We start from the raw sequence: 15,680 nt of genomic DNA, 5'->3' as shown, positions 1-15,680 counted from the left end.
AATTATGAAAGAAATTATTGCAAAACTAGCAGATTTTAAGGATTTAAGCAGCTCCGAAGTGTCAGATGTGCTAGAGCGCATCGTTACTAGAAGAGTAACGGAAACACAAATTGCAGCCTTTTTGCTGGCTCTCAAGATGAAAGGGGAAACGGTAGAGGAACGGACAGCCTTGGCTCAGGCCATGCGTGGGCATACTCCGCAGATTCCTACTACAATCCGCACAGCCATGGACAATTGTGGAACTGGTGGTGACAGATCATTTAGTTTCAATGTTTCGACCACAGCGGCTTTCGTATTAGCAGGTGGTGGGATCAAGATGGCTAAGCACGGCAATCGCTCCATTACCTCTAAATCAGGCTCAGCTGATGTTTTAGAAGCTTTGGGGATTAACCTAAACATGGATACAGCCAGCTTGGGTAAGGTCTTTGATCAGACGGGAATAGTCTTTCTTTTTGCTAAAAACCTTCATCCAGCTATGAAATATATCATGCCAGCTCGTCTCAGTCTAGGTGTTCCCACTATCATGAACCTGACTGGGCCGCTCATTCATCCGATGGTTCTAGAGACCCAGCTTTTGGGCACCAGTCGGCCAGATATGCTAGAGAGTACGGCAGAGGTTTTAAAAAATATGGGCCGCAAGCGTGCAGTGGTCGTGTCGGGTCCAGATGGTCTGGATGAGGCCGGTCTTCATGGTCGTACCCAGTACGCTTTGCTGGCAGATGGGGAGATCAGCCTGCATAGCTTTCTACCGTCAGATATTGGTATGGAAGAAATTCCTCTTGAAGCGATTCGTGGAGGTAATGCCAAAGAAAATGCAGATATTCTGGTATCTGTCCTGCAAAATCAAGCCAGCCCTTATCTGGAAATGACAGTTCTGAACGCAGGTCTAGGCTTCTTTGCCAATGGGAAAACAGACAGCATAGAAGAAGGAATAGCTTTGGCCCGCCAAGTGATCGCTAGTGGCGCAGCCTACGAAAAACTCAAGCAACTACAGGAGTATCAGAAATGAGCAAAGAATTTCTCCCGACCATTCTAAAGCAAAAAGAGCAGGAAGTGGCGGTCATGTCTTATGAAGAGCTGCGGCCCCTGCGCTCGACCTATTCTCTCTATGAGTATCTCAAAAGTCATCCTCAAGAGCTGCAGCTGATTGCTGAGGTTAAAAAAGCCAGCCCCAGTCTGGGAGATATAAATCTCGGTGTGGATATTGTGGAGCAGGCTCGCACCTATGAACGATGTGGTGCAGCCATGATTTCGGTCCTGACAGATGAGATTTTCTTCAAAGGACATCTGGATTACCTGAGAGAGATTTCCAGTCAAGTGACCATTCCAACCCTCAATAAGGATTTTATCATTGATGAAAAGCAGATTGTTCGCGCCCGCAATGCTGGAGCGACAGTTATTCTCTTGATTGTGGCTGCCTTGCCTGAAAAGCGGCTGCAAGAACTCTATGATTTTGCGACGAGGTTAGGCTTGGAAGTTCTGGTCGAAACCCATAATCTGGCGGAGCTGGAAATTGCCCATAGAATAGGAGCACAGATAATCGGTGTCAATAACCGCAATCTAGTCACTTTTGAGACAGATATCAATACCAGTCTCCAGCTGTCTGCCCATTTCAAAGATGACAGGGTTTATGTATCAGAGTCAGCGATTTTCAGCAAGGAAGATGCTGAGCTAGTCGCTCCTTATTTCCATGCGGTTTTAGTCGGAACAGCCCTGATGCAGGCTGAGGATGTGGCAGAAAAAATTAAGGAGCTAAAAATTGACAAAGATTAAGATTTGCGGCTTATCAACGGCCAGCGCTGTGGAAACGGCATGCCAGGCTGGTGCAGATTACATTGGCTTTGTCTTTGCTGAGAGCCGTCGGAGGGTTAGTTTGGAGCAAGCTCAGAAGCTAGCTGCCTTGGTGCCGCCTGCTGTCCGAAAGGTAGGAGTTTTTGTTTCTCCAAGTTTGGCAGAGCTGCAGGAAGCTATTTCAGTGGCAAATCTGGATTTGGTACAGATTCATGGCGATTTTGATGAAGAGCTTCTGACTCAGATTGGCCGGCCGGTTATTCGAGCTTATCAGGTCAAGGGAGCGTTAAAAGATGTCAGCCAACAAGCGGACTACCTGCTCTTTGATGCACCACTTGCTGGTAGTGGCCAGACCTTTGATTGGCAATCTTTTGATAAGAGTCAAATCCACCAGCCCTTCTTTATCGCCGGTGGTTTGAATGCAGGAAATGTCCGAGAAGCGATTCAGCACTTCGCCCCTTACGCAGTTGATGTCTCAAGCGGGGTCGAGACTGACGGTCAGAAGGACTTAGAGAAGATAAAAGAATTTATAGAAAGAGTGAAATATGGCATATAATCAACCCAATCAAGAAGGATTTTACGGTGAATTTGGTGGACGATTTGTTCCCGAAACGCTGATGACAGCAGTTTTGGAGCTAGACAAAGCCTACCGTGAGAGTAAAAAAGACCCAGCCTTTCAGGCTGAGCTGGACGAGTTGCTGAAGCAGTATGTAGGGCGGGAGAATCCTCTCTATTTTGCAAAAAATCTGACAGCCTATGCTGGTGGTGCTAAGATTTATCTGAAGCGGGAAGACCTCAACCATACCGGGGCTCACAAAATCAATAATGCCCTAGGCCAGGTCCTATTAGCCAAACGAATGGGTAAGAAGAAAATCATTGCAGAGACTGGTGCGGGTCAGCACGGAGTAGCCACAGCCACGGCTGCAGCCCTTTTCAACATGGACTGTACTATCTACATGGGCGAAGAAGATGTCAAGCGCCAAGCCCTCAATGTCTTTCGGATGGAACTTCTTGGAGCCAAGGTGGAGTCAGTGACAGATGGCTCTCGAGTCCTCAAGGATGCAGTCAATGCTGCCTTGCGAGCTTGGGTGGCCCAGGTCGATGATACTCACTATATTATGGGCTCAGCCTTGGGACCTCATCCCTTCCCAGAGATTGTCCGTGACTATCAGAGTGTGATTGGGCGTGAGGCCAAGCGCCAGTTTGCTGAGCAAAATGCAGGTGCCTTGCCAGATGCTTTAGTGGCCTGTGTTGGCGGTGGCTCCAATGCTATTGGACTCTTTTATCCCTTTGTAGACGATAGCACAGTTGCCATGTATGGAACAGAAGCGGCTGGGCGAGGCATCGATACAGATGAACACGCTGCGACCTTAACCAAGGGCCGGCCGGGTGTTTTGCACGGTGCCTTGATGGATGTCTTGCAGGATGAGCAAGGGCAGATTCTGGAAGCTTTCTCTATCTCTGCCGGGCTAGACTATCCGGGCATCGGTCCTGAACATTCTCATTTTAATGCTATCAAACGCGCCACTTATGTGCCAGTCACAGATGAAGAAGCCTTGGAAGCCTTCCAGCTCCTGTCTCGCATTGAAGGAATTATCCCTGCTCTAGAGTCTAGCCATGCTATTGCTTACGCAGTTAAGCTGGCTAAGGAGTTGGGACCAGATAAATCAATAATCGTCTGCCTATCTGGCCGTGGTGACAAGGATGTCGTTCAGGTAAAGGAACGCTTGGAAAGAGAAGCGGCTCAAAAAGGAGGTGCCCATGACTAAAACACTCACTCAGCATTTAGAAGCCATCAAAAAAGCAGGAAAGGGGATTTTCCTTCCATATATCATGGCTGGTGATCACGAGAAAGGTTTAGCAGGTTTGCCGGAAACTATCGCATTTTTAGAAAACTTGGGCGTGTCAGCCATTGAAATCGGTCTGCCGTTTTCAGATCCTGTTGCAGATGGGCCAGTTATTGAAGAAGCCGGTCTGAGAAGTCTGGGTCACCATACTTCCGCCAAGTCTTTAATCGCAAGCTTGCAGAAGTTGGACACTCAGCTGCCTCTCATCATCATGACCTACTTCAATCCCATTTTCCAGTACGGTCTCAAAGATTTTGTCAAGGACCTAGCTACGACGCCGGTTAAAGGATTGATTATTCCGGATCTGCCCTACGAGCACAGAAATTTCATCTTGCCTTTACTGGAAGATTCAGATCTTGCTCTTATTCCTTTAGTGAGCCTGACGACTGGACTAGAACGTCAGCAGGAGCTGATCAAGGAAGCTGAAGGTTTTATCTATGCTGTAGCCATCAACGGTGTGACAGGTAAGAGCGGAAGCTACCGCAATGATTTGGACCAGCACTTGAGTAAGCTTCGTGATATTGCAGAGATTCCAGTGCTGACGGGTTTTGGTGTTTCAACTTTAGAGGATGTCGACCGCTTCAATCAAGTCTCAGACGGAGTTATTGTCGGATCTAAGATTGTCAAAGCTCTTCATGAAAAGGACGCCAGCATAGCAGCCTTTATCCAAGAAGCAGCAGCTTATAAGAAATAAGAACCACCACACCAAACAAAAGACAGGGTACAAATGCTAGCCTGTCTTTTTTCTTTTTAAAGCAATAACAAGCGAGACCAGAGAAGCTAGCGATTTGGATAAGAACTAGAGCCTGACCCATGTTCTTGAATTTTAGCACCATAAAAAAGTAACTTTGGTATAATTCATTTTTAAAAAATGTTTGATTTTTGATGTTGATTGAATATTAGTTTGGGTATTGCTTATGAATGGTATCTATATAGCTGGTGAAATGTTTCAAGAAATGCTTAGGAGATATAACAGTGATGTATTTTCCAAAAGCAAGCAAGGTATTGTATCCCCAATCATTGTCGTTTAACGGATAAGTAATCTCGTAAATATCGCTATTAATAGGTTTTATGGCATTATAGCCTAAGAGTTCCACAAATCGATCAAGGACAATTTTCTGGACATGCAGGATGACAGGTACTTTGTTTTCATTCATCCATGTACCACCATCATAGGGAAGTGGTGTAAAATGTCTTTTTGAAAAAGTATCGGAGAGAGTAAGTTCACTAATTCTAGCAACTTTAAAAACAGAAAAACGCGCTTTATCAGTATCGTAGGCATCCATATACCAGCTCCGGTCCTTATAGACAATACGGTAAGGCTCACAATTTTTTTGACTCACCAGTCCTTGTGCATTAATATAGGAAAATTTTATTTTTACTCTACCTCTGATAGCTTCCAATAATTTAAAAATCAAAGTTCGTATTTCCAAGTTCCCTTGAGATAGAGACAAATCAATTTCGAAATCAGAGTATGTATTGGTAGCATTTAATTTCAATATAGCATTGAAAGTAGAGGTATCTTCCAATACTTGATAGCGACTTTTTAAACCGGATTCGATTGAAAGTCGTTCGGATTGAGTCAAGGGAGGTTTATCAGTTTGAAAGTCTTCCATAAGAAAAATTCCTCCGTTTTTTCCTTTCATTACATAGAGAGGAATGCCTGCAAGAGATAAATCATCAATATCTCTCATAATAGTTCGGGTGCTGACTTTAAAAAGTTCTGATAATTCTTTAGCTGTTGTTTTTCGTTGATTTACTAAATGAGAAATTATTCCCATTTGACGGTCAATTTTCATGATTTTCTCCTTAAATATGACAGATAGGTGTCATATTACCTTTGTTATGATTATACCATAAAGAAAGGAGTTCATATAATGAAACATCAAACCAAACCATCGTTTACCCTGATTGGCAGGAGTATTTTGATAGAAGGAACTACGGTTCATGAACAGCACTATTCTAAAGAGAAGACAGCGTTCTATGCTCAGTTATTTAAAGAAGGAATGCTGGGGAAATTGATGCCCCATTCTCTAGACAAAAAAGGCTATGCTTTGATTGTTCCTCATAAAGATGGTATTCAATACTACGCAGGAGTTGCGGCAAAGAATGCTGTGGCAGGCTACGAAAGCATTCTTGTCCCAGAGAAAGATTATTTAGTAAGTTCAGCCAGTGGTGATAAATCAAGACTCCTGTTTGACCAATTGGAGGATAACTTTTTTGAGGAAGAAAGCAGTTCCCTTTACCAAGATGGAATTATCTTAGAAATACTTTTAAACGGGAATCCTATGGATGCAGAAGTTGAGCTTTGGGTTCCAGTTCAGTAAAAGAGTAGGAATTTATAAGAAATAAGAGCCACCACACCAAACAAGAGACAGGGTACAAATGCTAGCCTGTCTTTTTTCTTTTTAAAGCAATAACAAGCGAGGCCAGAGAAGCTAGCGATTTGGATGAGAATGAGAATTTCTGTCAGGCTGAAAATGGCTGAGCAGGAAGCAAGAAAGAGAAAGTCGCCAGCTCCAATGCGAAGATCAAAAAAGAAGGCTAGAAGTCCCAGAGTTAGAAAGAAGAACATGAGTGGATTGATACCCGCTGTCGCCATCAGCAAGAGCTGAAAAGCCAGCCAGACCAGAAGGGGGTATTCTTGCTCGCGCTGATCGTAGATGGCCAAGGTCAAGCCCATAGTTAGCAGTAAGAGCTGGGCTAGCGGAAGATAGCCTAAACTCCAGCTTAGAAAAAGCAAGCCCAGCACTAACTCAAAAGCAGCATACCAGATAGGAAGGCGGATCTTGCAGAAACGGCAACGGAAGCCATTAAGCAACTGAGACAGGATAGGGACCAAATCCCGTGCTTTGAGCATCTGCTTGCAGTTGTCACAGTGACTGCTTGGAGAGATGATGGACTGTGCAGGGAAGCGGTCAATGACCAAGCCTAGAAATGAGGCTAAAATCGTTCCGACCAGAAAAAAGTATAGATGTATCATACTTATTTATTCGTGATTTTGAGCAGAAAAATTTTGAAATTTTACAACTTTTCTAATAAAGTAAAATTTTTAGTTTTAAGACTTGACTTTCTTAATTAGAAGCATTATAATTAAAACATAATCAATAAAGATTAGAATAATTATAAATAAAAAGAGAGGTATCATTATGACTCAAGTAAAACATGGCGCTGCAGCAGACGTAGCAACTTTCACTAATCAAAATTCTTTACCAAAAACAAAAGCAGTTCTTAACCAAGTGGTTTCAGATCTTTATACAGCTCGTATCGCTCTTCACCAAGTTCACTGGTATATGCGTGGTGCAGGCTTCATGGTATGGCATCCAAAAATGGACGAATACATGGATACAATTGACGAAACATTGGATGAAGTCAGCGAACGCTTGATTACTCTAGGTGGTAAGCCTTATTCAACTCTGACAGAGTTTATCCAACACAGCAAAATTGAAGAAAGGGCTGGCGAATTCAGCAAGAATGTTGAAGAAAGCTTGGAGCGCGTGATTGAAATCTTCCGTTATCTGACAGATCTTTACCAAGAAGCTCTGGATGTGACGGATGAAGAAGGCGACGATGTGACCAACGATATCTTCGTTGGAGCTAAGGCAGACCTTGAAAAGACGATCTGGATGTTGACAGCTGAGCTTGGCCAAGCACCAGGTTTGTAAAATGATGTTTAAAGAGGCTGGGACAAAAGTCCTAGCCTCTCAATTGTCTTTGGATTGTCGAGCAAGACGCAGTGGTTGAGTGGGCTCTATTACGCTGATTTCATCAGCTTTTACAGCCCTACTCAACTGTGCGGAGGTGGGACGACGAAATCGAATTCTAACGAATTACCGATTTCTGTCCCACTCTCTGTTTTTTCTTAAGGATTGTTTAAGCTTCTTCCTTTATATTAGGATTATCAAATGAAGACCTCCTAACTTTGTTTGATAGAACTCCTAAACTTTTCTTTTTCATAATAATCTCCTGAAAAGGCAGCCTCTGTGGCTGTCTTTTCTGTTTTGTCATCTTGAAAACTTTGCTAAAATCTGATAAAATATAGCTCATGAAAACACTCTATGATGTGCAGCAATTTCTTAAAAATTTCGGGATCATTATCTATATGGGCAAGCGTCTTTATGATATTGAGATGATGAAAATTGAGTTGGAGCGGATTTACAATGCTGGCCTGATGGATAAGCTTGATTATCTGGAGGCTGAGGCGGTTCTTCGCAGAGAACATCAAGTAGAGTTGAAGTATTTAGAAGATAAAGGGAGAAACTAGAATGGGAATTTGGATTTTATGGGCAATCTTGCTGGGAATGTTAGCTTGGATGGGCTTCAATTATTTCCGTATTCGTCGTGCAGCTAAGGTGGTAGATAATAGTGAGTTTGAAGCTTTGATTCGTCAGGGACAATTGATTGACCTGCGTGATCCATCGGATTTCCATCGCAAGCATATCTTGGGGGCGCGCAATATTCCGTCTCAACAGCTCAAGTCTAGTATCAATGCACTTCGCAAAGACAAACCAGTTCTTCTTTATGAAAATAGCCGTGGACAACGTGTGACCAATGCGGCAATCTACTTGAAGAAGCAAGGCTTTAATGATATTTATATCCTGTCTTACGGCCTTGATTCTTGGAGCGGCAAGGTAAAGACAAGCTGATTCTTTGTAGAAATATATACAAAGTTAAATACCTATAATTTAATCGGTTTGATTTTGGGCAATTCCCATTAAAAAGAAACTCAATTAGATTATAAAACAGAAAGAATTCTTAATATCGTCGGAATTGTCATTTCTGTCATCAACTGGATTGCAGGTATTATTCTGAGATTGAATAGATTTATGTAACAAATAATAAAAAGGCTTTAATAAGCCTTTTTGTTTTACCAAGTTTGTTCCAAATAGCCTCTGATAATCTCGAGTTCGGAAGGCTTCAGCGGTCGATAGCTGCCTTCTGTTAGATTGGGATCCAGCTGAAAATCACCGAAATGAGTGCGTTTGAGATAAGTGACTTTGACACCAACTGCTAGAAACATTTTCTTGACCTGATGAAATTTTCCTTCAGAAATGGTAACTGAGGCGGTGGAGTGCTCGGGGCTAGTCGTGTGAATCTGAAGTTGAGCGGGCTTGCAACGAGTGCCATCCAGAAAAACAATGCCTTGCTGAAAAGCGATTGTGGCTTCTTGGTCAAGAGGGCCGTTGACTTCGACATAGTAGGTCTTTGCGATATGGTATTGTGGATGGAGGAGTTGAAATCCCAGTGGCCCATTATCTGTAATCAGAAGCAGCCCCCGTGTATCGCGATCCAAACGGCCGATGGCGTAAAGCTGGTCCTTAAAATCTTCTGGGGCAATTAGATCTAGGACAGTCATCTTGTCCGAGTCAGAATTGGCAGTGACAGTACCGGCGGGCTTGTTCAACAGAAAATAATGGTGGGCTAGGTGGTTTAAAGCTTTACCAGCCAGGCTAATGGACTGGAGGCCACTATCGACATTTTGACTGAGAGAGCGAGCTGCTTGGCCGTCAATTACAATCTGCCTTAGTCGCAGTTTTTGTTTCATCTCTTTCCGGCTAATCTTAGCTAGGGCTAAGAATTTATCAAGGCGCATGAGTTTTCCTTTCAACGGTTTGGATCGATTCTTTTTTCTTTTTATCATACACTTTCGGAAGTAAAATTGCAAAAATAGCTACAGTTTACGATTTACCTATGAAAACATTTACACTTGGTTAGCCCGTGTTTTTTGGAAAAAACTGTGTTATAATTTTTAGTTGGAAATAAATAATAAGATTTAGAGGAAAACATGACAAAATTAAGAGAAGATATCCGTAACATTGCGATTATCGCCCACGTTGACCACGGTAAAACAACCCTCGTTGACGAATTATTGAAACAATCTGAAACTCTTGATGCCCGTACTGAATTGGCAGAACGTGCTATGGACTCAAACGATATCGAAAAAGAGCGTGGAATTACCATCCTTGCTAAAAATACAGCTGTTGCTTACAATGGAACTCGTATCAACATCATGGATACACCTGGACACGCGGACTTCGGTGGAGAAGTTGAGCGTATCATGAAAATGGTTGACGGTGTAGTATTGGTCGTAGATGCCTACGAAGGAACTATGCCACAAACTCGTTTCGTATTGAAAAAAGCCTTGGAACAAGATCTTGTACCTATCGTTGTGGTTAACAAAATCGATAAACCATCAGCTCGCCCAGCAGAAGTAGTGGACGAAGTATTAGAACTCTTCATTGAGCTTGGTGCAGACGATGACCAGCTTGATTTCCCAGTTGTTTATGCTTCAGCTATCAACGGAACTTCTTCACTTTCTGACGATCCTGCTGATCAAGAAAAAACAATGGCGCCAATCTTTGATACGATTATCGACCATATTCCAGCTCCAGTGGACAACTCAGATGAGCCTTTGCAGTTCCAGGTGTCACTCTTGGACTACAATGACTTCGTAGGTCGTATCGGTATCGGACGTGTCTTCCGTGGTAGTGTGAAAGTTGGGGACCAAGTTACCCTTTCTAAACTAGACGGCACAACGAAGAACTTCCGTGTTACAAAACTCTTTGGTTTCTTTGGTTTGGAACGTCGTGAGATCCAAGAAGCTAAAGCGGGTGATTTGATTGCCGTTTCCGGTATGGAAGATATCTTCGTTGGTGAAACAATCACTCCAACAGATACCATTGAACCACTTCCAATTCTTCACATCGATGAGCCAACGCTCCAAATGACCTTCTTGGTTAACAACTCACCATTTGCAGGTCGTGAAGGAAAATGGGTAACTTCTCGTAAGGTGGAAGAACGCTTGCAAGCAGAATTGCAGACAGACGTATCCCTTCGTGTTGATCCAACAGATTCACCAGATAAGTGGACCGTTTCAGGTCGTGGAGAATTGCACTTGTCAATCCTGATCGAAACCATGCGTCGTGAGGGATATGAGCTGCAAGTATCTCGTCCCGAAGTTATTGTAAAAGAAATCGACGGTGTTAAATGTGAGCCGTTTGAGCGTGTCCAAATCGACACTCCAGAAGAATACCAAGGATCTGTAATCCAAAGCCTTTCTGAACGTAAAGGTGAAATGTTGGATATGATTTCAACTGGTAATGGACAAACTCGTTTGGTCTTCCTTGTTCCTGCGCGTGGTTTGATCGGATACTCAACTGAGTTCTTGTCAATGACGCGTGGTTACGGTATCATGAACCATACCTTCGACCAATACTTGCCACTCATCCCAGGTGAAATCGGAGGCCGTCACCGTGGTGCCCTTGTTTCGATCGATGCTGGTAAGGCTACAACTTACTCAATCATGTCTATCGAAGAGCGCGGAACTATCTTTGTCAACCCAGGTACTGAGGTTTACGAAGGAATGATCATTGGTGAAAACTCTCGTGAAAACGACTTGACTGTTAATATCACCAAGGCCAAACAAATGACCAACGTTCGTTCAGCTACCAAGGACCAAACAGCTGTTATCAAGACACCTCGTATCTTGACCTTGGAAGAGTCACTCGAGTTCTTGAACGACGATGAGTACATGGAAGTAACACCTGAGTCTATCCGTTTGCGTAAACAAATCCTCAACAAGGCAGAGCGCGAAAAAGCTAATAAAAACAAGAAAAAACAAGCAGCAGAATAAATCATTGAGTTGATTGGTGGTAGAAAGGAGCAGCATGATTTACCTGATTATTGGAATATTAATCCTGCTTTTCTATGTATTTGCCATTCCAACTAGTATTAAGGGAACACTGAATGTCTTGACATTTGTACTTTTGCTAGTTGCCTTAATCATTTTGCTTGCTTTGGCAATTTTTCAAATTTTTAAATTGCCTGGAGAATTATTTGTGAGTATCTTTTTGATTATTATTACAGTGTGGGCCTTGATGGACATCGAGCGTCTAGTACCATCTCAGAAATCAAAAGAACTTTAAACTCATAAACTAAAAGGAAGGAATTAGGATTTCAAAGGTCGTGTAGACTTTTGGTAGCCTAGTTCCTTTTGTTTATCTAAAGCGAGATTCTTCGATGGTAGTTTTGACTGAGTAGAAAGATAATGCAGATACCGATGTTTTTCATTTAAAGAAGGCCCGATTCTTTTGAATGCTGTTGATCATCAGTGAGTAGGCAGGTTTGATAAGACACTAGCAATCAAATGTTCTGGATAGTTATCACCTGTATAAATAGGTTTTTCGAAGGTTTCAAATAGAATAACATTTCTTCTTATTTATTAAAAGCTGATAACAGTTAAAATAAAAGCCTGATATGACTTTTTTATTTTCGCAAAAAAAGGTAAAATAGAAGGTAGTATGAATGAAGAGGTACATGATGAAGACTATTTCAAAATTTGCCAATAAGAAAGTTTTGGTGTTGGGTTTAGCAAAATCAGGGGAGTCAGCTGCCCGCCTTTTGGATAAGCTTGGAGCGATTGTGACGGTCAATGATGGGAAACCTTTCAAGGAAAATCCAGCTGCCCAATCTTTACTGGAAGAAGGAATTAAGGTCGTGACAGGTGGTCATCCTCTGGAACTGTTGGATGAAGATTTTGAATGGATGGTGAAAAATCCGGGCATTCCTTACAATAATCCTATGGTCATGAGGGCTTCGGAAAAGAAGATCCCTGTTATTACTGAAGTAGAGCTGGCTTATCTGATTTCGGATGCACCGATTATTGGGATTACTGGTTCCAATGGAAAAACGACTACGACAACCATGATTGCGGAAGTGCTAACAGCAGGCGGACAAAATGGCCTCTTGTCAGGAAATATCGGATTTCCAGCTAGTCAAGTTGCCCAAGATGCGGGTGAAAGAGACACATTGGTCATGGAACTTTCTTCTTTCCAACTAATGGGAATCGAAGCCTTCCATCCAGAAATAGCAGTGATTACAAATCTGATGCCAACGCATCTGGACTATCACGGATCTTTTGAGGAATATGTGGCAGCCAAGTGGAATATCCAAAAAAATATGACAGCTTCTGACTATGTCGTGTTGAATTTCAATCAAGACTTGGCGAAAGAATTGGCTAATAAGACGGCTGCCAAAGTGCTTCCTTTTTCGACCAAAGAAAAGGTTGATGGAGCTTACTTGGACGGCGATGTGCTGACTTTCCGTGGGGAAGCTATTATGAAAGCTTCTGAACTAGGCGTGCCTGGTAGCCACAATGTAGAAAATGCTCTAGCAACCATTGCAGTAACCAAACTTCGTGGGATCGACAATCAAGTTATTAGAGAAACCTTGGCTCATTTTGGTGGTGTCAAGCATCGTCTCCAGTATGTGGGCGAAATCAATCAAGTCAAATTTTACAATGACAGTAAATCTACGAATATTTTAGCGACACAAAAGGCTTTGTCAGGCTTTGACAATAGCAAGGTCATTCTGATTGCTGGTGGTTTGGATCGTGGCAATGAATTTGATGAATTGGTGCCAGATATCAAGGGCTTGAAAAAGATGGTGATTCTGGGAGAATCGGCTGCGCGTGTTAAGCGGGCTGCAGATCAGGCAGAAGTAAGCTATCTGGATGCTTCAGATGTCAGAGATGCTACTCACAAGGCCTTTTCTGTAGCGGAGCCTGAAGATATTGTCCTTCTCAGTCCAGCAAATGCCAGCTGGGATATGTATAAGAATTTTGAAGTGCGGGGCGATGAATTCCTTGCCGTGTTTAAAGAATTAAAGGAATAGAATGAAAAAAATAGTATTTACAGGTGGAGGGACAGTTGGCCATGTGACCCTCAATCTTTTGCTGATGCCTAAATTTATCGAAGAGGGCTGGGAAGTCCATTATATCGGTGACCGTCATGGGATTGAGTACAAGGAAATTCAAAAATCAGGTCTACCTGTTGTTTTCCATTCGATTGCAACTGGCAAGCTCCGTCGCTATTTTTCTTGGCAGAATCTTTTGGATGTTTTTAAAGTGGCAGGTGGCATTCTCCAGTCGCTGGGCATCATGTTAAAAGTCCGTCCCAAAGCCCTATTTTCAAAAGGAGGCTTTGTGTCTGTTCCGCCAGTGATTGCGGCGAAGGTGACCGGCGTTCCAGTTTTCATTCATGAGTCTGATTTGTCGCTTGGTTTGGCCAATAAAATCGGTTATAAATGCGCGACAAAGATGTTCACGACTTTTGAGCAAGCTGAAGGACTGAGCAAGGCTGAACATGTTGGAGCGGTGACCAAGATTGCTGCCCCCTCTCAAACAGAACCAGCTGAGATTGAGAAAATCAAGGCTCATTTCACAGAAGGAAAACCTACCTTGCTCTTTGTTGGTGGCTCAGGAGGCGCTAAAGTTTTCAATGATTTTATTACAAAAAATAAGGATCGCTTGATTGAAAAATATAATATTATCAATCTCACAGGCGATGCTGGCTTGGATGAGCTTTCCCACCGTATCTACCGAGTGTCCTATGTGACAGACCTATATCAGCCACTGATGGCTATGGCAGATGTCGTCGTGACACGAGGCGGTTCCAATACCATCTTTGAATTACTGGCTATGAAGAAGTTGCAAGTGATTGTACCTTTAGGGCTGGGGGCAAGTCGAGGAGATCAGATTGAAAATGCCAATTACTTTTTGGAAAAAGGCTATGCGCTTAAAATCAATGAAGAAAATTTGAATCGGGTCAATCTCCAAGTAGCAGTGGATGATTTACTAAGAGAAAAGGATGCCTATTATCAACGAATGGAAAAAGCACCTGAACTAACATCAGTAGATGATTTTTATGAAATTTTGAAGCAAGATATTGACAAAGGGAAAAAATGAAAAAAAGCAAGGAAGATAAGCAAGAAACTGCTCAACTTTCTCTTTCTGAATGGCAAGTCAGAAACAAAGAGTATCTTGAGAAAAAAGCTCAAGAAAAGGCAAAAAAGCAAGCTGAGTTAGAGAAAAAAAGAGCTGAACTAGAGCAGAGAAAAGAAGAAATGAAGGCGGAACGGGAAAATCAGGAGCCTTCTAACGAAGAAGATACAGTCTCCGAAGAAATTGACACAGACTCTCCTATAAGTGAGGAAGAAGATGAAGTTCAAGATTCTGAAAGTGAGTCTGAGGTTGAGGAGCAAGATGAAGCCGAATCTCAGGATCAAGAGCAAGATGAAGAAGAAGTAGAGCAGGTTGAGCTTCCAAAAGTTCCAATTGAGAAAATTCACTGGTATCGAGCTTTGCCAGTTTTAGTGACAAGCTCCCTAGTATTTTTAGCTTCTCTTTATTTCCTCACGCCACTTGCAACTATGAAAACCATTGAATTTACTGGGAACAAGGTGGTGAGTCAGGAGGAGCTAAAAAGTAGTAGCAAAATCGATCAGCGCGATTATACTATCACTGTTTACAAAAATCGCCATCATTATGAGCAAAATCTGAAAGCTTCTAGCCCCTGGATTGAAAATGTAGAGATGACCTATCAATTTCCGCTGACTTTCAAAATCGATGTTCAGGAATATGGCATTTTAGGTTATTTGCAGAAAGATTCTAAGTATTATCCTATTTTAACGAGTGGAGAATACGTAAAAAATGAGGTTGCGGCTGATGCCTTACCCGAAGAGCGGATGGATGTGACCTTTTCGGATGCAGGCTTGATCAAGGAGTTTGTTCAACAACTGAAGAATGTTCCTAATTCAGTAAAAAAGAGCATCAGAAAAGTTGATTTAACTCCTAGCAAGGTGACAGAGGATTTAGTGACTATTACCATGTTTGATGAACACCAAATTTTAGTTCCTATTTCTCACATTGCTAAGAAACTTCCCTACTATGAAGGAATTCATCCTCAGTTGGAAGTGCCAAGCGTGGTCGATATGGAGGCTGGTATTTTTAGCTATGCGCAAGGCACAGAAAGTGAAGTTATCCATGAAGCTAGTAACGATGCGCAAAATACAGAATCTTCGGCTCAACATGCAGAGCAATCTACCGAGCATTCTGCTCAATCTCAGGCAGAAAAGCCAGATATTTCTGAAAATAACTAATTATTATAGATAAAAAACTGCGCCAATTTCGTATTTTTATGATATAATAAAGTTTGGATAACCCTATTTTCTAGAGTTATTTGTATTAGAATGGAAACGTGGAAG

Annotated in this window: 17 protein-coding genes and 1 pseudogene; 15 read left to right on the top strand and 3 right to left on the bottom strand. The window is 42.4% G+C overall.

The features are described from left to right. Positions 1-4 precede the first annotated feature (4 nt). From trpD to trpA, 5 genes are read left to right on the top strand one after another with little or no spacing between them, the layout of a single operon-like run. Complete coding sequence (trpD, locus tag PAN94_RS06835; protein WP_125382368.1) at positions 5-1,009, top strand: anthranilate phosphoribosyltransferase; 1,005 nt, start codon at positions 5-7, stop codon at positions 1,007-1,009. Continuing rightward, positions 1,006-1,773 (top strand): indole-3-glycerol phosphate synthase TrpC, encoded by a 768-nt coding sequence (trpC, locus tag PAN94_RS06830; RefSeq protein ID WP_239191410.1) that lies wholly within the window; start codon positions 1,006-1,008, stop codon positions 1,771-1,773. Before trpD ends, trpC begins: the two co-directional genes overlap by 4 nt. Beyond that, on the top strand, positions 1,760-2,347 hold the full coding sequence (locus PAN94_RS06825) for a phosphoribosylanthranilate isomerase (protein ID WP_239191409.1): 588 nt from the start codon (positions 1,760-1,762) through the stop codon (positions 2,345-2,347). Before trpC ends, PAN94_RS06825 begins: the two co-directional genes overlap by 14 nt. Next, a complete protein-coding gene (trpB, locus tag PAN94_RS06820; protein ID WP_239191408.1) occupies positions 2,337-3,560 on the top strand; it encodes a tryptophan synthase subunit beta in 1,224 nt (407 codons plus the stop codon). The genes PAN94_RS06825 and trpB overlap by 11 nt, the downstream gene beginning before the upstream one ends. Beyond that, a complete protein-coding gene (gene trpA, locus PAN94_RS06815; protein WP_239191407.1) occupies positions 3,553-4,332 on the top strand; it encodes a tryptophan synthase subunit alpha in 780 nt (259 codons plus the stop codon). Before trpB ends, trpA begins: the two co-directional genes overlap by 8 nt. A gap of 205 nt (positions 4,333-4,537) precedes the next feature. Here trpA and PAN94_RS06805 read toward each other — a convergent pair whose 3' ends face one another. Further along, positions 4,538-5,437 (bottom strand): helix-turn-helix transcriptional regulator, encoded by a 900-nt coding sequence (locus PAN94_RS06805; protein ID WP_239191403.1) that lies wholly within the window; start codon positions 5,435-5,437, stop codon positions 4,538-4,540. 78 nt (positions 5,438-5,515) lie between these two features. Between PAN94_RS06805 and PAN94_RS06800 the strand changes: the two genes are divergently transcribed. Continuing rightward, a complete protein-coding gene (locus PAN94_RS06800; RefSeq protein ID WP_125380460.1) occupies positions 5,516-5,965 on the top strand; it encodes an effector binding domain-containing protein in 450 nt (149 codons plus the stop codon). On the opposite strand, the gene PAN94_RS06795 is transcribed toward PAN94_RS06800, so the two are convergent. After that, positions 5,959-6,621, bottom strand: a complete 663-nt coding sequence (locus PAN94_RS06795; protein WP_285875239.1) for a prepilin peptidase — start codon at positions 6,619-6,621, stop codon at positions 5,959-5,961. The two genes, PAN94_RS06800 and PAN94_RS06795, sit on opposite strands and share 7 nt — an antisense overlap. Before the next feature lie 166 nt (positions 6,622-6,787). Here PAN94_RS06795 and PAN94_RS06790 point away from each other — a divergent pair, with 166 nt between their 5' ends. The 4 genes and pseudogenes from PAN94_RS06790 to PAN94_RS06775 all read left to right on the top strand — a co-directional run. Further along, positions 6,788-7,303: a Dps family protein gene (locus PAN94_RS06790; protein WP_285875238.1), complete on the top strand. Its 516-nt coding sequence runs from the start codon at positions 6,788-6,790 to the stop codon at positions 7,301-7,303. A 380-nt stretch (positions 7,304-7,683) separates the two neighbouring features. Next, the gene (locus tag PAN94_RS06785) at positions 7,684-7,902 is read left to right on the top strand and encodes a YqgQ family protein (protein WP_285875237.1); all 219 of its coding nucleotides are present in this window, start codon (positions 7,684-7,686) and stop codon (positions 7,900-7,902) included. A gap of 1 nt (position 7,903) precedes the next feature. Then, the gene (locus tag PAN94_RS06780; RefSeq protein ID WP_005590811.1) at positions 7,904-8,284 is read left to right on the top strand and encodes a rhodanese-like domain-containing protein; all 381 of its coding nucleotides are present in this window, start codon (positions 7,904-7,906) and stop codon (positions 8,282-8,284) included. 39 nt (positions 8,285-8,323) lie between these two features. Next, positions 8,324-8,470, top strand: a pseudogene (locus PAN94_RS06775) (DUF4190 domain-containing protein); the annotation flags it as partial. A 35-nt stretch (positions 8,471-8,505) separates the two neighbouring features. On the opposite strand, the gene PAN94_RS06770 reads toward PAN94_RS06775, so the two are convergent. Continuing rightward, the gene (locus tag PAN94_RS06770; RefSeq protein WP_285875236.1) at positions 8,506-9,231 is read right to left on the bottom strand and encodes a pseudouridine synthase; all 726 of its coding nucleotides are present in this window, start codon (positions 9,229-9,231) and stop codon (positions 8,506-8,508) included. 192 nt (positions 9,232-9,423) lie between these two features. Between PAN94_RS06770 and typA the strand changes: the two genes are divergently transcribed. The 5 genes from typA to PAN94_RS06745 all read left to right on the top strand — a co-directional run bounded on the left by typA (position 9,424) and on the right by PAN94_RS06745 (position 15,575). Next, positions 9,424-11,271 (top strand): translational GTPase TypA, encoded by a 1,848-nt coding sequence (gene typA / locus PAN94_RS06765; protein WP_285875235.1) that lies wholly within the window; start codon positions 9,424-9,426, stop codon positions 11,269-11,271. A gap of 34 nt (positions 11,272-11,305) precedes the next feature. After that, positions 11,306-11,563: a DUF3165 family protein gene (locus PAN94_RS06760; protein WP_005590808.1), complete on the top strand. Its 258-nt coding sequence runs from the start codon at positions 11,306-11,308 to the stop codon at positions 11,561-11,563. Positions 11,564-11,957: 394 nt separating this feature from the next. Then, complete coding sequence (gene murD / locus PAN94_RS06755) at positions 11,958-13,310, top strand: UDP-N-acetylmuramoyl-L-alanine--D-glutamate ligase (RefSeq protein WP_285875358.1); 1,353 nt, start codon at positions 11,958-11,960, stop codon at positions 13,308-13,310. A gap of 1 nt (position 13,311) precedes the next feature. Continuing rightward, the gene (locus PAN94_RS06750; RefSeq protein WP_285875234.1) at positions 13,312-14,382 is read left to right on the top strand and encodes a UDP-N-acetylglucosamine--N-acetylmuramyl-(pentapeptide) pyrophosphoryl-undecaprenol N-acetylglucosamine transferase; all 1,071 of its coding nucleotides are present in this window, start codon (positions 13,312-13,314) and stop codon (positions 14,380-14,382) included. After that, a complete protein-coding gene (locus tag PAN94_RS06745; protein ID WP_285875232.1) occupies positions 14,379-15,575 on the top strand; it encodes a cell division protein FtsQ/DivIB in 1,197 nt (398 codons plus the stop codon). The genes PAN94_RS06750 and PAN94_RS06745 overlap by 4 nt, the downstream gene beginning before the upstream one ends. Positions 15,576-15,680 lie beyond the last annotated feature (105 nt).

Source organism: Streptococcus sp. SC1, from assembly GCF_030272855.1.
Classification (GTDB): domain Bacteria; phylum Bacillota; class Bacilli; order Lactobacillales; family Streptococcaceae; genus Streptococcus.
This window is presented reverse-complemented; position numbering and strand designations above follow the sequence as displayed.

Bases quoted from the DNA above. Each gene is read 5' to 3' on its own strand.
- trpD (WP_125382368.1), top strand. From the start codon at position 5: ATGAAAGAAATTATTGCAAAACTAGCAGATTTTAAGGATTTAAGCAGC.
- trpC (WP_239191410.1), top strand. From the start codon at position 1,006: ATGAGCAAAGAATTTCTCCCGACCATTCTAAAGCAAAAAGAGCAGGAA.
- trpB (WP_239191408.1), top strand. From the start codon at position 2,337: ATGGCATATAATCAACCCAATCAAGAAGGATTTTACGGTGAATTTGGT.
- trpA (WP_239191407.1), top strand. From the start codon at position 3,553: ATGACTAAAACACTCACTCAGCATTTAGAAGCCATCAAAAAAGCAGGA.
- PAN94_RS06805 (WP_239191403.1), bottom strand. From the start codon at position 5,437: ATGAAAATTGACCGTCAAATGGGAATAATTTCTCATTTAGTAAATCAA.
- PAN94_RS06800 (WP_125380460.1), top strand. From the start codon at position 5,516: ATGAAACATCAAACCAAACCATCGTTTACCCTGATTGGCAGGAGTATT.
- PAN94_RS06795 (WP_285875239.1), bottom strand. From the start codon at position 6,621: ATGATACATCTATACTTTTTTCTGGTCGGAACGATTTTAGCCTCATTT.
- PAN94_RS06790 (WP_285875238.1), top strand. From the start codon at position 6,788: ATGACTCAAGTAAAACATGGCGCTGCAGCAGACGTAGCAACTTTCACT.
- PAN94_RS06785 (WP_285875237.1), top strand. From the start codon at position 7,684: ATGAAAACACTCTATGATGTGCAGCAATTTCTTAAAAATTTCGGGATC.
- PAN94_RS06780 (WP_005590811.1), top strand. From the start codon at position 7,904: ATGGGAATTTGGATTTTATGGGCAATCTTGCTGGGAATGTTAGCTTGG.
- PAN94_RS06770 (WP_285875236.1), bottom strand. From the start codon at position 9,231: ATGCGCCTTGATAAATTCTTAGCCCTAGCTAAGATTAGCCGGAAAGAG.
- typA (WP_285875235.1), top strand. From the start codon at position 9,424: ATGACAAAATTAAGAGAAGATATCCGTAACATTGCGATTATCGCCCAC.
- PAN94_RS06760 (WP_005590808.1), top strand. From the start codon at position 11,306: ATGATTTACCTGATTATTGGAATATTAATCCTGCTTTTCTATGTATTT.
- murD (WP_285875358.1), top strand. From the start codon at position 11,958: ATGAAGACTATTTCAAAATTTGCCAATAAGAAAGTTTTGGTGTTGGGT.
- PAN94_RS06750 (WP_285875234.1), top strand. From the start codon at position 13,312: ATGAAAAAAATAGTATTTACAGGTGGAGGGACAGTTGGCCATGTGACC.
- PAN94_RS06745 (WP_285875232.1), top strand. From the start codon at position 14,379: ATGAAAAAAAGCAAGGAAGATAAGCAAGAAACTGCTCAACTTTCTCTT.